The 14252-nt window shown below is 44.4% G+C and carries 11 protein-coding genes; 5 read left to right on the top strand and 6 right to left on the bottom strand.

Features of this window, described 5'->3' with window-relative positions:
• Window positions 1–89: 89 nt before the first annotated feature.
• The 3 genes from FRZ06_01625 to FRZ06_01615 are packed head-to-tail and all read right to left on the bottom strand — an operon-like array spanning window position 90 to window position 3657.
• Window positions 90–1109: an ABC transporter permease gene (locus tag FRZ06_01625; protein QOX62140.1), complete on the bottom strand. Its 1020-nt coding sequence runs from the start codon at window positions 1107–1109 to the stop codon at window positions 90–92.
• Window positions 1109–2137 carry an ABC transporter permease gene (locus FRZ06_01620; protein QOX62139.1) on the bottom strand — a complete coding sequence of 343 codons (1029 nt, stop codon included), beginning with the start codon at window positions 2135–2137 and terminating at the stop codon, window positions 1109–1111. Before FRZ06_01620 ends, FRZ06_01625 begins: the two co-directional genes overlap by 1 nt.
• A complete protein-coding gene (locus FRZ06_01615; GenBank protein ID QOX62138.1) occupies window positions 2134–3657 on the bottom strand; it encodes a sugar ABC transporter ATP-binding protein in 1524 nt (507 codons plus the stop codon). The genes FRZ06_01620 and FRZ06_01615 overlap by 4 nt, the downstream gene beginning before the upstream one ends.
• Before the next feature lie 648 nt (window positions 3658–4305).
• On the opposite strand from FRZ06_01615, the gene FRZ06_01610 reads away from it, so the two are divergent.
• From FRZ06_01610 to FRZ06_01600, 3 genes are read left to right on the top strand one after another with little or no spacing between them, the layout of a single operon-like run.
• Window positions 4306–5217 carry a sugar-binding transcriptional regulator gene (locus FRZ06_01610; GenBank protein QOX62137.1) on the top strand — a complete coding sequence of 304 codons (912 nt, stop codon included), beginning with the start codon at window positions 4306–4308 and terminating at the stop codon, window positions 5215–5217.
• Between the two features lie 12 nt (window positions 5218–5229).
• Window positions 5230–6792 carry an autoinducer-2 kinase gene (lsrK, locus tag FRZ06_01605; GenBank protein QOX62136.1) on the top strand — a complete coding sequence of 521 codons (1563 nt, stop codon included), beginning with the start codon at window positions 5230–5232 and terminating at the stop codon, window positions 6790–6792.
• Window positions 6793–6810: 18 nt separating this feature from the next.
• Entirely contained in the window at window positions 6811–7149 is a 339-nt protein-coding gene (locus FRZ06_01600) for a cupin domain-containing protein (protein QOX62135.1), read from the top strand.
• Window positions 7150–7289: 140 nt separating this feature from the next.
• Here FRZ06_01600 and FRZ06_01595 read toward each other — a convergent pair whose 3' ends face one another.
• The 3 genes from FRZ06_01595 to FRZ06_01585 are packed head-to-tail and all read right to left on the bottom strand — an operon-like array spanning window position 7290 to window position 11881.
• Window positions 7290–8711, bottom strand: coding sequence for a sigma-54-dependent Fis family transcriptional regulator (locus FRZ06_01595; GenBank protein QOX62134.1), 1422 nt, complete (start codon window positions 8709–8711; stop codon window positions 7290–7292).
• Entirely contained in the window at window positions 8701–10452 is a 1752-nt protein-coding gene (locus FRZ06_01590) for a HAMP domain-containing protein (protein ID QOX62133.1), read from the bottom strand. Before FRZ06_01590 ends, FRZ06_01595 begins: the two co-directional genes overlap by 11 nt.
• Before the next feature lies 1 nt (window position 10453).
• A complete protein-coding gene (locus FRZ06_01585; GenBank protein QOX62132.1) occupies window positions 10454–11881 on the bottom strand; it encodes a sodium:solute symporter family protein in 1428 nt (475 codons plus the stop codon).
• A gap of 556 nt (window positions 11882–12437) precedes the next feature.
• On the opposite strand from FRZ06_01585, the gene FRZ06_01580 reads away from it, so the two are divergent.
• Entirely contained in the window at window positions 12438–13835 is a 1398-nt protein-coding gene (locus tag FRZ06_01580) for a hypothetical protein (GenBank protein QOX62131.1), read from the top strand.
• Window positions 13836–13867: 32 nt separating this feature from the next.
• A complete protein-coding gene (locus FRZ06_01575; protein ID QOX62130.1) occupies window positions 13868–14191 on the top strand; it encodes a hypothetical protein in 324 nt (107 codons plus the stop codon).
• Window positions 14192–14252 lie beyond the last annotated feature (61 nt).

The following is a 14252-nucleotide window of genomic DNA, read 5'->3' as shown; positions in this document are numbered from 1 at the left end:
CTTTCAATTCTTTCTCCTCTATCATTTTTTCTTATTGAATATTATCGCAAGATAATATTAATAACGCTTATGGAACGCTCTGCCAAGTATTATGCAGCTTTCTTTTCCTTAGTCCTAAGAGACGGACGGCGTTTCGTGTAGGTGCTAACCCCACGCGCCGCCACAGCAACGATTAAAAGAAGTCCAACCGGAATGTCGAGATATTGTGTGCTAACGCCGGACATCTGCAGTCCGAAGCGCAGCAAACCGATTACAATGGCAGCCAATGCAGTTCCTAGAATGCTGCCCCGTCCACCTGTAATAGCAGTACCGCCAAGAACCACCGCTGTTACGATCGGCATGGTCAGACCATTGCCCAGATCAGCACGGCAGGAACCGAGATAACTGGTTAAAACCACACCGGCAATGGATGCAGACAGACCAGATAAGACATAGGTAAACATTGCGACCAGTTTGTGATTGATGCCGGAAAAGCTTGCAGCATTTGGATTTACTCCAACCAGAAACACGTATCTGCCGTAACGGCTCTTATGTAAAAGCACATAAGCTATGATCACCAGGATTAAAAAGATAATAAAGGGATTCGGAATCACACCGAAGAGTCTTCCCCCAGCAATCTGAATGAATTCCTCAGGAAAGCCTCCGATTCCTTCATAAGCACTTGACACTGACAGGGTAGAAAGCACCACCGCAAGGCCGGAGTACAAGAACAGGCCTGCAAGGGTTACAACCATAGCTTGAACGCCAACATAGGACACGAGAAAGCCGTTCAACGCACCGCATAGGATTCCGGTGACCAGACAAAGAATCACTGCTGTCCAGATATTCAGTCCCGCATCCTGCCAGAGAAGCCCTAGAATCATGGAGGTAAGGCCAACAATGGCTCCACCGGAAATATCAATTCCGCCAGTGATCATCACAATGGTTCCAAACAATGCAATGATACAAATACTGATATAGTCATTGATGCTGCCAAGCAGAACAGGCACCTTCAGAAAGCGTTGATTAATCGATCCAAAGATGATGATTTCCAAAATCAAGATCAGGATTAAAGCCATTTCCCACCGCAGCAGCAGCTTTTTCCAATTGATATGCGCAAACACGTTCATCAGCGTTCACCTCCTGTTTCCTCGAAAGTCGACTCTATTTTTAAATTCCTGGCAGCCAGACGTTCCCGCCTCGCCTTCTCCTTGAAGAATTTTTGAATCAAAGCATCCGCAACAACAATGATGATCAGAAGAATCCCGGTTATGGTATTATCCCAATTGGATGAAAACTGAAGGAAAACCAAAATTCTGCTGATGGAGGACATAATAACTGCACCGAGCATGGCTCCCACAACAGAACCCACGCCGCCCGTTAAGCTGACTCCGCCAAGAACACATGCTGCAATAGCTTTCATCTCATATCCGCTTCCGGCAGTAGGTGTGACAAATCCGATTTTGCTGGCAAAGACAATACCTGCGACCGCTGCAAAAATCCCGCATAAAACAAATGCTATGATTCTGGTCCTATCAACAGGAATACCGATTAGTGTAGCACCCCCAACATTATCTCCTATCGCAGCAAAATACTTTCCCTTATTTGCCTTGTTCAGATAAAGATGGATTCCCGTAACGAGCAGTACTGTAAATAGAAGAAATAAATTTACAAAACCCGCCAGCGTAATCTGACCATAGCTTTTAAATACTGCAGGTAGGTTTTCCACCCATTTCCCTTGTGTATATACGTAAATAGAACCTCTAACGACTCCGTTAACACCAAGCGTCATGATAATTGCAGGGATACGCAGCTTTGTAACCCCAAGCCCGTTTACAAGCCCGATGGCGGCTCCGATGGTGAGTGCTGAAACGGACGCTGCCAAAAGGGAGCTTCCGTCACGAATCATACTTGCGCAGACCGCAGCAGTCAGACCTAAAGTTGCCCCTACAGATACATCAATATCCCCTGCAATGATCACGAAGGAGACCCCGATGGCCAAAAGGATATAAATAACACTTCCATTTAAGCAAAGCAGAATATTGTCCGGTGATAGAAAACTGGAGTTTACAAGCCCTGTTCCCAGAAATAGCACTACTAGAAAAGCTACTGTAAAAAGTTCTCTTGTCTCTGTCATTGCCTGAATCAGCTTGTTCATGCCGTCACCTCCTCTTGATATACCCCGAAGGAGGCCGCCATTAAATGATCCACCGTAATACGATCACCCTGAAAGGTATGATTGACTCGGCCCTGATACATCGTCGCCACTCGATCCGAAAGTTCTACGATTTCCTCGATATCAGAAGAGATCAGCAGGACTGCTACCCCTTCTTCTTTCAATTCATGGATGATTCGGTACACATCTCCTCTTGCACCTGCGTCAATTCCTCTTGTAGGTTCATCCAAAATGACAATCTTCGGATGAGCCGCAAGCGCTTTGGCCAAAACCACTTTCTGCTGATTGCCTCCCGATAGGGAAGTAACCAGCTGGTCTCGCCCCGTTACCTTAATCCTGAAATTTTCGATATACTTATCGGTCAAGGCATTTGCCTTCTTTTTATCAATGAAATATTTGTTCAGATGTCCAAGTACGCCGGAAGTAACATTTGCTTCTACATCGATGATCGAATAAATCCCGTTCAGATGCCTGTCCTCAGGGACGTATGTCAGTCCTTTCTCAATGATCACACTGCTCTTTCTTCCTGTGATGTCCTCTCCATCCAAAAGAACAGACCCACTTTTGATGATATCCTTGCCAAAAACTGCTACGGCAAATTCCGTTCTCCCTGCACCGACAACCCCTGCTAATCCCAGTATTTCACCGGGAAAAACCTTAAAACTGATATCTGTAAAGCCGTATCCGCATAAATTTTGTACCTCGAACACAGGATTTATCTCTGCACAACTAAAATCCTTGCAAAGCTTTTCCTTTTTTGCTGCCCTTTGATAATTTGGCGGAAGCAATCCCTGAATCAGCATTTCCTGATCAAATTGCCCTACCGGTCCTTCCATGGTAATTTGTCCATCCCTCAATATGACCACTCGATTGGCAATATCAAAGACCTCTGTCAGACGATGAGTTATGTAAAATATGCTGATCCCATTGCTTTGCAGATCCGCCACGATACGAAAAAGTGATTCAATTTCATGAAAGGTCAATGCTGAGGTGGGCTCATCCAAAATTAGAATCTTTGAATCTCTGAGCAAGCCTCTGAGAATCTCAACCAATTGCTGTTCTGCAATAGATAAGCTGTCTGCTTTTCGGTCCAGCTTAAGATCCCATCCAAGATTCTCTACAAGTGCCGTCAGCCGCAGATGCAATTCACTGCGCTTTTCACGAAATCCCAGAACGATGTTCTCCTCAACCGTCATATTGGGAAACAGCATCGGCTCCTGTGGTACCAAATAAATACCATTTGCCAGTGCAGCGGAGGGAGATGAAAGGTTTACCCTTTTACCGAAAATAGAAATTTCTCCTCCGTCGGGCTGATGAATTCCCATGATAATTTTCATCAGGGTACTTTTTCCGGCCCCGTTGCCTCCGATCAGCGCTACGACATCTCCCTCATAAACCTCGAGGTCCACTCCCCGCAGCACGACGTTAGAGGCAAATGATTTGCAGATTCCTTTTATGCTGATTGCAGGAATCCTGACTCCGTCGTTGTTGCTTGAACTCATAAAAGAATCCTCCATCTCAATCTGAAACGACCTAATACTATTTTTAATTAAATAGATAGACAACCACGTTGTCTATAAGCGGCGTTGCCGCAAGGGAAATAGCATTGTATTGTTTTCAAATATATCCATGATTCTATTTTGAAAACAATATAAGTATTGGTTGACAGGGTGCAAATGAGTCATCCTTGTCAACCCAAGCTGTCCATAACATTAGTTATTCATTTAATATTTTGTTTCATCATAATGCTTTTTGTTCCCGTTGTCAACATTTGTTACACAAAAATTTATATTATCATTGCATTCATTCTCACATCATTACAATATATAAAATAGAAGATACACGTCAAATTTCACGAATATATTTGATATTATCCCATTTTATGTAATTCAATTCTTGTTTTTGCCTTCAAAATAAATAGGTTGACAGCAATTTCGTTTCGCTTTATAATGGGTTTAAATTAGAACATATTATTAATTTAAAAACATTTGTAACGAATCTTGCTTTTATTAACAGGTAATAGAAATAATAAATTCTACTTCAAATTTGTTTCAGTAGGTAAAATTTGTGGTAATGTGGTAAAGAGAACAATCAGAAAACAAGAAATAGAACACATCAGAAAATAAGAAATAGAACACAGGAGATAGAAAATGAGCATTGATTATGAACACTCTTTGATGATTAAGGTTATTTGGTGTTATTATATTGAAGATATGACACAGCAGGCCATTGCCGACCGGCTGGGGATCTCCCGTATGCGAGTCATAAAACTTTTGGATAAAGGTCGGGAAAAAAAGATGGTTCAATTTAATATCAGCGCGGAAGCTTATCAGCAGGCAGAAATAACGCACAAGTTAGAAGAGCGTTATTCATTGAAAGAAATTGTTCTGGTACCTTCCATTTCAAACGATATCAACGAAACCGTCGCCCGCGCAGCCGCAATGTATCTCGGCGAACATCTATCAAACGGAGCTTTTATCAACGTCGGTTTTGGAGATACCATGTCCCGCATTCTGCGCAACTTACATCTTCCAGACGATTCCAAGATCTCTTTTGTATCGCTCACCGGCGGTGTCAAGCATTATGCAATCTCCTCCGAGGGCGGCATTTCCAACGCTACCGGGTACATCGTTCCCGCACCGTTCATTGCATCAACACCCGAGATGGCCACAGCCATTAAAGATGAACCGTCCGTCAAGGATGTCCTGAACCTATCCAGCCTTGCAAGCTATACAATCGTAGGTGTCGGCGGCGTAACAGAGAAAGCAACCGTGGTAAAGGAAGGAAACATGACGGCCAATGACCTGCTCAGGCTTAAAGCGGAAAGCGCTGTTGGTGATATCCTTGGCTACTTTATCGATAAAGAAGGCCGTGTATTAGATGCAGTAATTCACAAGCATCTGATCAGCACACCACCGAATGCATTGGCAGAATTCCCCAACGTAATAGCGGTTGCGGGAGGCGTTGAAAAGGCAGAGGCCATCGACGCCGCCTTGAAAACCGGCTGTATCAACATCCTGATTACAGACGAAGAAACAGCAAAGGCTGTTTTGGATATATAGAGGAGGGATCAAATGGCTCAGTATTTAATGGCGATCGATGCAGGCACCGGCAGTGTCCGGGCAGTCATATTTGATACCAGCGGGAATCAGCTCAGCGTATCCCAAAGAGAGTGGGATCACAAAGAGGATCCAAGATATCCCGGATCCATGGACTTTAACTGGATCAAAAACTGGGAGCTGGCGATTTGCTGTGTGAAAGAAGTTCTCGCAAAAAGCGGGATCAACCCAGCGGACATTGCAGGAATTGCAACCACCAGCATGAGAGAAGGCATCGTCCTCTACGACGAAACCGGCTGTGAAATTTGGGCCTGTGCCAATGTAGACGCACGAGCTGCAGCGGAAGTGATTCAATTAAAAAAACTGGCGATGCACCTTGAAGAAGAAGTTTATGAGCCCTCAGGCCAGACGTTCGCCCTTGGTGCACTTCCAAGAATACTTTGGGTGAAGAATCACCTTCCGGAAGTTTATGCAAAGACAAAAACCATCACCATGTTCAACGATTGGCTTATCGCAAAGCTGACCGGGCTTATGACCTCCGAGCCTTCAAACGGGTGCACAACAGGCATCTTCGATCTGAAAGGCAGAGTTTGGCTCCCGGAGATCGCAGCCAAGTGCGGTTTGAGAGACGATATTTTTCCGCCAGTTTTCGAGAGCGGTACCATTGCAGGAAAGGTATCAGCAGAATGTGCCTCTGTCACAGGACTGGCAGAAGGAACGCCGGTGGTAACCGGCGGAGGCGATGCACAGCTGGGCTGCGTGGGTGTCGGCTTAGTGGAAGCAAACCAGGGCGCCGTATTCGGAGGCAGCTTCTGGCAATATGAATTCAACACTGATGAAGTGATACAAGACCCCAATTGCCGAGTCAGGATAAACTGCCACGCAGTTCCCGGACTATGGCAATATGAAGCCATCGCCTTCTTTCCAGGGCTGGTAATGCGCTGGTACCGAGACGCTTTCTGTCAGGCGGAAAAAATTCAAGGCGAAGAAAACGGCGTCGACCCTTATGTCATCATGAATGAAGAAGCAGCAAAAATCCCCGCTGGATGCCATGGCATGCTATGTACCTTTTCTGATGTGATGAATTTCATCAACTGGAAGCATGCAGCACCATCTTTTATGAACTTTGCTTTGAATGCTGATAAATTCAACAAGTACACCTTCTACCGCGCATTGATGGAGAATGCAGCCTTGGTGACAAAAGGCAATATGGATATGGTATATCAGATTACAGGAAAACGACCGGATCAAATCGTCTTTGCAAACGGTGCTTCCAAAAGTCCCTTATGGTGTCAGATTCTTTCTGACGTGCTGGGAATACCCGTAAAAGTACCCAAGGTGAAAGAAGCAACTGCTTTGGGCGCTGCCATTACAGCCGGCATCGGTGTGGGGATCTATAAAGATCTACCTGAAGCCGCAAAATCGCTGGTTCAGTGGGACAGCGAATATGTTCCCAACATGGAAAACCACAAAACCTACAGTGAGCTTTACGCCGTTTGGCGTCAAGTATATTATAACAGCCTGGAATTGACCAACCTGGACCTGACAGCACCGATGTGGGCAGCACCCGGCTTATAGGCAGAAAGGAGAACAGAGATGTACATAATAGATGAAAAAGACTTGGAATATCGCCATGGAGACAGCGGCCCAAAATACCTGATGAGAGGCCCCAGAATGAACTTTGCAGTCGTCCAGTTTCCTCCAGGCACCGACTTCAAGGCACATTATCATAATATCATGGAAGAGAATTTCTACGTCATGGAAGGGGTGATCGATATTGTCGTAGACGGCAAAACCCACACGCTTTCCAGAGGGCAGTTTATACACGTAGAGCCTGAGGAAAGCCATTATCTGATCAACAATTCTAACGAGGTTGCACTTCTCATCGCCACACTGGCTCCTTATCAAGAGTCAGACAAGGTGGAAATCAGCTAAGCCATATCTCGGGAACCCCTCAGATGAACTAAAGTAACAGAGATTTATTTTTCATATAGCTCCTCCTCGGAAAGCCCAAAGCTTATCTTTGGGCTTTCGTTTTGAAACCCGAAGGCAGCAGTCAGACTGTATTTTGCTTCTCAATTCTCAAGCAGGTTATGCTTTTCCATTTTTCGCCTTAATGCAAAACGGCTCACGCCCAATTCTTCCGCCGCTTTTGTCTGGTTTCCGCCATGCTTCTCCAGTGCTTTAACAAGGTAACCTTTTTCGATTGCATCGAGTTTGTAATCCAGAGAAAACCGACCTTCACTTCCCGTATCACTGCCGCTATTTTCATCTCCCTTCGCCGTTTCAGCAGGAACATCAGCGAAGTCTTCTGATCCCGCCTGCCCAATCCTGCCGATTTCCAAAGGCAGATGTTTCTGTGCAATCCATTCATCATTGGTAAGAAGAACAATACGCTCAATGACATTTTTCAGTTCACGAATATTTCCCGGCCAGGGATACAAAAGGAGCACCCTCTCAGCCTGCCCGTCAAACCCTTTGATTTCTTTTTTAAAGGTCTTATTATATTTTTTCAGAAAATATTTCGCAAGCAGCAAGATGTCGTTCCCTCTGTCTCGCAGAGGGGGAACCGTAATCGGCACCACATTCAGACGATAATACAAATCCTCACGGAAGGTTTTTTCTTTCACCGCCAGGCCCAGATCTTTGTTGGTTGCTGTTATGATTCTGATATCGACCTCAATATCTTCCAGCCCTCCAATTCTCCGAAACTTTCTTTCCTCCAGAAACCGCAGCAGCTTTGCTTGAATATCAAGGGGAATCTCGCCCAGTTCATCGAGAAATACCGTTCCGCCATTGGCAATCTCCAGCAAACCCTTTTTTTTCATTCCCGCTCCTGTAAACGCATTTTTCTCAAAACCGAACAGTTCGCTCTCCACAAGATGTCCCGGAATCGCGCTGCAATTGATCTTAAGAATGGGAAATTCTCCCCTGATGCTGTGGTTATGGATGGCATCGGCAACCAATTCCTTTCCTGTTCCCGTCTCACCCAGAATCAAAACCGTAACACTGTCATTCTGAGACAGAATTTCGATTTTTTCATAGACATCCTTCATGAGATCTGATTGTCCAACCATAGTCTCTTCAAAGCACTGGTTTTGTTTCTCTAAAATAAGGATTTTATTTTTAATTTTGTAATTTTCCAAGGCTCGTTCCAGAATAATACCAATCTCATCAAGCTCAAAGGGCTTGTTGATATAGTCAAATGCCCCTTTTTTAATTGCTGAAACTGCGCTGACAATATCGCTGTAAGCGGTCATAACGATGACTTCAATATCATGATCGATCCTTTTGATATCATCGATGAGCTCAATTCCGTTATCATTTCCAAGTCTCATATCAGTTAAAACCAAACTAGGCTTGAAGGATGCGGCCTTCCGCAGCGCGTCCTCTTTATTGAATGCGGTTTCCACTGAATACCCCATATCACAGAGACCTGCTTTTAAAGTTTTACAGATCATGGCTTCATCATCGATAACCAATACTTTACTCTTCATTCCTATCCCTCCGATATTCCGGCAGCAAGACGCTGATTTTCGTCCCCTTGTTCAACTGACTTTCAATAAATATTTTCCCATTGTTCTCTTCGATGAGTTTGGAAACAACCACAAGCCCCAGCCCAGTTCCCTTTAATTTCGTGGTAAAGAAGGGATTAAAAATTTTTTCCAGAAGCGACTCATCCATTCCGATACCATCGTCCTCAAAAATGATACGGATCCATGGAATTCCATCTTCCTGTACCAATTCGGTAAGGATGCGAAGGCTGCCGCATCGTTCCACTGCTTCAACTGCATTTGTAATGATGTTCAGAAAAATCTGCTCGGCTTGTCCTTTGTCTGCGTAAACGAAATTTTGATTCGCTTCCGACATAACCGATACCTGCATTTCCTTGGTGAGAATCCCTTCCTTTGCCATGTCTAGTGATTTTCTGATGATTTTATTTACATCCGCCCTTTCCCTCACCGCCTGCTTCGGCTTGGAAAAGTCAAGAAGGTCTGTAACCAGATTATTAATTCTGTCGATTTCATCCTTTAGCCCTTCCATCAGTTCCACACTGTCCTCATTACATTTGCTTGCCTCTCGATTTTTTATCACCTGTATCCCCGTTTTAATCCCTGTCAATGGATTTCGAATCTCATGTGCCAACCCCGCCGCAAACTGTCCTACAGAAGCAAGCCGGTCAACTCGAATGAGATTGTTTTCAATCATCTTTCTCTCACTGATATCATTAAAGCTGCAAATCGCACCGTAAAAGCTTCCATCTTCTTTTCTAAGAAGAGAAGTCCCGGCATCAATATAAATTGTCTTGCCGCCGCTGCCATTCAGCGTAATCATCTGGTTAATACTGTATTTCCGATCGATGGTCTGAAGGGTTTGCAGTTCTAATTCCTCCATGATGGGAACATCTTGATATCGCTTTAGAATCTCTTTTCCTGATCGATTCAATGTCAGGAGCCGTCCTCCTCTATCTGTGGTCATAATTCCAATATCGATATTTTTTAAGATATCCTCATTGAATTTTGTCATTTCAATGAGCTTTTCCGTGCTTGTATTCATCTGGTCGATCATGTGATTGAAAGAACTAGCCAGGATGCCTATTTCGTCTCCTCGATTCAGATCCACCTTTACCTTTAAATTACCAAGCTCGACTTTTCTGCATACCTCTGCAAAATACTTGATGGGCTTGGAAATATGATGAGCTATGAAAATGATAGACTGCATGGAAAGCACCAAAAAGATGATCGTCAAAAGCAGCGTATATTTCTGAATAGCAATAAGCTCCTCCAAAAAGATGGATTTGCTGATGCTCATTACGAGGGTCCAATTCCATTTATCGTAGTGTCGCAACAGATACCGGTGATTTCCAGCATCAACAAACGCCGCCTTTGATTCCAGGATTTTTTTTCTTACAGATTGATCTAGGCTGGTTTCATCTCCAATCAGGAATCGATCTCCCTCGAGCAGAATCAGATTGCTCCGTTTCATATTTCGAAAAATTGTTTCAGCTTCCTCTTTGCCATCAGCAAGGGAAACTTCCCCCTCCAGCACCCTGCTATCAATCATCTCAATATATGCCAGCGCCTCTCCCAACAGCTCCTCTCGGCTTTGCAGCCGGTCATGAAAGAGCAGTTGATAACCATTCCAATAGGAAACAATACCCAAGATCGTGATGGGTAATATGGCCAGAATCATAAATGGGATTAGGATTTTATTTTCAATATCAAGCTTTAATCTCATATTACCCTTCCTGCGGCCTGTATGTGCGAACGCTTACAACATAGAAAATGGCCATCGAAAGCAGAATACTCGGAAGCACAGGGTGTACCTCCGTTTTCAAAACTCCTCCATGGGTTGCAAGGTAAAAGAAAAGTACCGCCAGAATTCCTCCTGCAGAAGAAAATACAGCGCCCTGTCTGGTGGCTCTTTTCCAGTATAAACCACCGTAAAGCGGGCACAGGAAGGTCACTGCCACGATACTCCAAATATAGCTTCCATAGATGAGCAGCGTTTCCAAAGGCTGTATCGACAACAAAAGGGATACCGTACCGGCGATAAATATAATGACCCGATTGATATTCAAAAACCGTTCGTTAGAAATTTCCCGTTTAAAAAGATTGATGTAGATATCATAGGTAAAGCTGCTTGACAGCAGCAGAAGTTGCGAGTTAGCTGTGGAGATAGCAGCAGCAATGATGCTGATGAACATTACTCCGCTTGTGTACGCATATAGTTTCGTGTTGATGATATATGCCAGAATTTCATCCACAGATTGAACCGAATCAATGGTAGGCGCCATGACCCGGGAGCCCATCCCGATTACCATCAACCCTAAATAGATAAGACTGAGAAGATACACCGCGATACAGATCATCATAATTCCCGTTTTTTTATCCTTGGCAGATGAGATTCTGATAATATACTGGGGATTAGCGGCCGTTCCCAGACCCCAGGCCATACCCGTGGTTATAATCATAATAGGGCTGAATAGACCTCCCGTCGTTGGATCCAAAGATGCGCCGCCAGTAATCATGCCAACCTCTTTATGAATTGCAGTAATCCCCCCAAGCTCAAATAATATGTTACCCGCCACCAGTAAAACGCCTGCCAGAACCAGAATGATATTGAGTGCATCGGTCTTCGCCACAGAGAAAAGTCCACCGAACCCAGTATAGACGATAAAAAGGTAGATCAAAAGAATCGCAATATTGTAATTGATGTCCAGCAACTCTGAGACAACAATTCCAAAACCCTTAATTTGTATGATGATATAAAGAATATAACAGATCACCGTGACAGCACCTGTAAAAGCTTGATAGTTTCTGCTGTGATATCGTATCCTCAGATAATCAGATACGGTCACGATATCGTATTCTTTGATCTTGTATGCCACAAAGATGAGGCAGGACCCGCCAAGCAGCCAGCCGATTACAGAGTACAGAATGGTGGAGTAGCCGAATTGATAGACAGAACCTGTTACGCTTTGCATGGAAACCGCACTAAAGAGCGTCGCCGTAAATGTCGAAACACTAATAAACAAGCCCAAGCTGTTTCCCGCCACGCAGAAGTCCTTGATGGTATTCGTCTTTTTAAAACCGCTTTTTCCCCAAAACAGCAACACAACAGTGTAGAGGGTAAAATAGATCATATAGATTATGACTCTACTCATCCTTTTTCTTCCTTTCCCTGCGTCGCGCAATAATGGCAATGATGGTAGGAAGGAAAGTCGCAACAAAATAGAGTCCGCCGATAATCAGCCAGGTTTCTGCAGGAAGTCCCAATATTTGCGCTTCCATGGTTTGATCCCTTCTTTCTACGTTCTACAATTATCTTATCTCCTACGCCAGTGCTGCAGCCGCTATCGCTCCAGTGGTGCAGTGTGCTGCCGTTCAGCGGGATGCTGTTTGACAGGGCGCTATCCATTTCTAGTATTGCATACTTCCAAAGTTTTGCCTACCCCTTTTTGGAACCAAGGTTGAATTGAGCGATAACGAACGTTCTCGATTCCACCAACACCTTATTTTCTGTGCGTTTGTGCACAATTTAGATAAATTATTTACCCTACTTTCATCAGCCCATTTAAATTTCAACGTTGGCACTGTTCTTGCTCTTTTCTTTTCTGTGATTAGCGTAAAAGTTAATGCTCTGTAATCACTTAAAACTATGCAAGGTATTAGGCGTTACAGAATCCTAGTCTTATCTATCTTTAATAAGGAGGAAAATTTATGTCAATCAAAAGAGAGTATGGAAAAGAACAGCCCCATCTGCCTGCAGGGCCGTTCAAGATCAGAGTCCCATTTGTCCACTACCGTTTTGAGGTGGCTGACTATGTTCAAGGGCTTTTGATGTGCGCCGTTTGTCTCAGCGCAATTCCCATGCTGCAGGAGTATCTGGGAATGCCTTTCGAGGTAGCCCTGGCAGTTGTTGTTCTAAATGGAATTCTTTATTGTCTGCACGTATTTTTAGGTGATCCCGTAGTACCTGGATGGGTCACCCCTGCAATCCCGCTTCTGATGCTTTACGTCAGTGAGTTTGAAATGGGGGCAGAAAGAGTTCAGGCGTTAATCGCCTTTGAATTAACACTTGGAATTCTAGCAATTATTTTAGGTATTACAGGTCTTGGAAAGAAGATCATTTCCCTGGTTCCCAATGCAATGCAGGCTGGCTTAATCCTCGGCTCAGGTTTTGCCGCAGTCATGGTTATCTTTAAAGAAGGTCAGCGCTTTGATACCTTCCCTATTTCAATCACCGTCTGTATCGGTATTGCATTCTATCTATTGTTTTCGAATCACTTTAAAAGTATTGCAAAAAGAAATATTTTTACCAGAACGCTATCCAATCTCGGGATCCTTCCCATCATTCTTCTAGCAGTAGTACTGGCGCCCCTAGTAGGTGAAGCGGAATGGCCTGTGATCGAATGGGGTATCTCCATACCTGCTTTTGGAACGCTCTTCAGAGAGTGGACCTTCTTTGGAGTCGGCTTCCCACCGCTTCATATGTTCATCAGTGGTTTTCCCATGGTATTCTCTGCTTATGTCATCCTCTTTGGCGATATGATTCAGTCACAGGCGCTTCTTGAAGATGCAGGTAAATACCGACCTGATGAAAAGATAGACTACAATCCGAATAGATCCCATATCGTATTCGGACTCAGAAATACCATCATGTCCGTCCTCGGACCGGATATCACCATGTGCGGCCCACTATGGGCTGCAATGCAGGTTGTTGTATGCGAACGATATAAGCATGGCGAGAAGGCCATGGAATCCATCAATTCCGGCGCAGGCAGCTTCCGTTTCGGTACACTGACAGGATACTTCCTGCTTCCCATCATCACTCTCGTCAAGCCAGTATTAGGTGTCGCGCTGGCATCTACAATGCTCATTCAGGGCTACGTTTCTGTACGAGTTGGAGTCATGAAGGCAAAAACCTTCAATGATCTTGGAATTGCAGGCGTTATGGGTGCAGTTCTTGCAACCCGCGGCGCTGCCTGGGGTCTGGCCGTCGGTATCGTACTCTGCCTGCTGATTATGCTCGGAAACAAGAAGGAGTACGAGAACTATATCTCCGAATCTTATGCAGACGGTGGAAAGGAAGAAAAATCAGAGGAGGCTACCGCTTAAAAGCAGACAGTCCCCATAGGGAGGTGGTTATTTTGAACATCGCAATTGAACAGGAGGCAAAGGCATATCTGCAAAAATCCGGCATCCGCCGGCTGCTCATTGATATGAATCCTGATATGACAAACTCCGGCTGTGGCTGCGGAAAATCAAAAAAGTATTACACCCCTTATATTCGCCCTCTGAAGGAGAACGAATCGTATCCAAATCATAAGGTTTTTCACGTTGACGATATGGAACTGTTCCTGTCTCCAAAAGCCATTGAGGCTGCAAAAGAAACAGTAACAATCCGGCTCGAAAGAAACTTTTTTCTAAAGAATCTAGAGTTGGATGGAATCGGCTTTCTCGTAGAGGATTGATGCAAATCGCATGATAATGCTTTCAATTAAAACATAGATCGATCTATGATTAAAATCTCCC

The sequence above is a fragment of the Clostridiales bacterium genome (assembly GCA_015243575.1).
GTDB lineage: Bacteria > Bacillota > Clostridia > Peptostreptococcales > Anaerovoracaceae > Anoxybacterium > Anoxybacterium hadale.
Note: the sequence above shows the minus strand (reverse complement) of the source record. Positions and strands in the feature narration are given on the sequence as shown.

Coding starts and splice junctions, on each gene's coding strand:
- FRZ06_01600 (QOX62135.1), top strand. CDS start 6,811: ATGTACATAATAGATGAAAAAGACTTGGAATATCGCCATGGAGACAGC.
- FRZ06_01620 (QOX62139.1), bottom strand. CDS start 2,137: ATGAACAAGCTGATTCAGGCAATGACAGAGACAAGAGAACTTTTTACA.
- FRZ06_01610 (QOX62137.1), top strand. CDS start 4,306: ATGAGCATTGATTATGAACACTCTTTGATGATTAAGGTTATTTGGTGT.
- FRZ06_01595 (QOX62134.1), bottom strand. CDS start 8,711: ATGAAGAGTAAAGTATTGGTTATCGATGATGAAGCCATGATCTGTAAA.
- lsrK (QOX62136.1), top strand. CDS start 5,230: ATGGCTCAGTATTTAATGGCGATCGATGCAGGCACCGGCAGTGTCCGG.
- FRZ06_01585 (QOX62132.1), bottom strand. CDS start 11,881: ATGAGTAGAGTCATAATCTATATGATCTATTTTACCCTCTACACTGTT.
- FRZ06_01625 (QOX62140.1), bottom strand. CDS start 1,109: ATGAACGTGTTTGCGCATATCAATTGGAAAAAGCTGCTGCTGCGGTGG.
- FRZ06_01615 (QOX62138.1), bottom strand. CDS start 3,657: ATGAGTTCAAGCAACAACGACGGAGTCAGGATTCCTGCAATCAGCATA.
- FRZ06_01580 (QOX62131.1), top strand. CDS start 12,438: ATGTCAATCAAAAGAGAGTATGGAAAAGAACAGCCCCATCTGCCTGCA.
- FRZ06_01590 (QOX62133.1), bottom strand. CDS start 10,452: ATGAGATTAAAGCTTGATATTGAAAATAAAATCCTAATCCCATTTATG.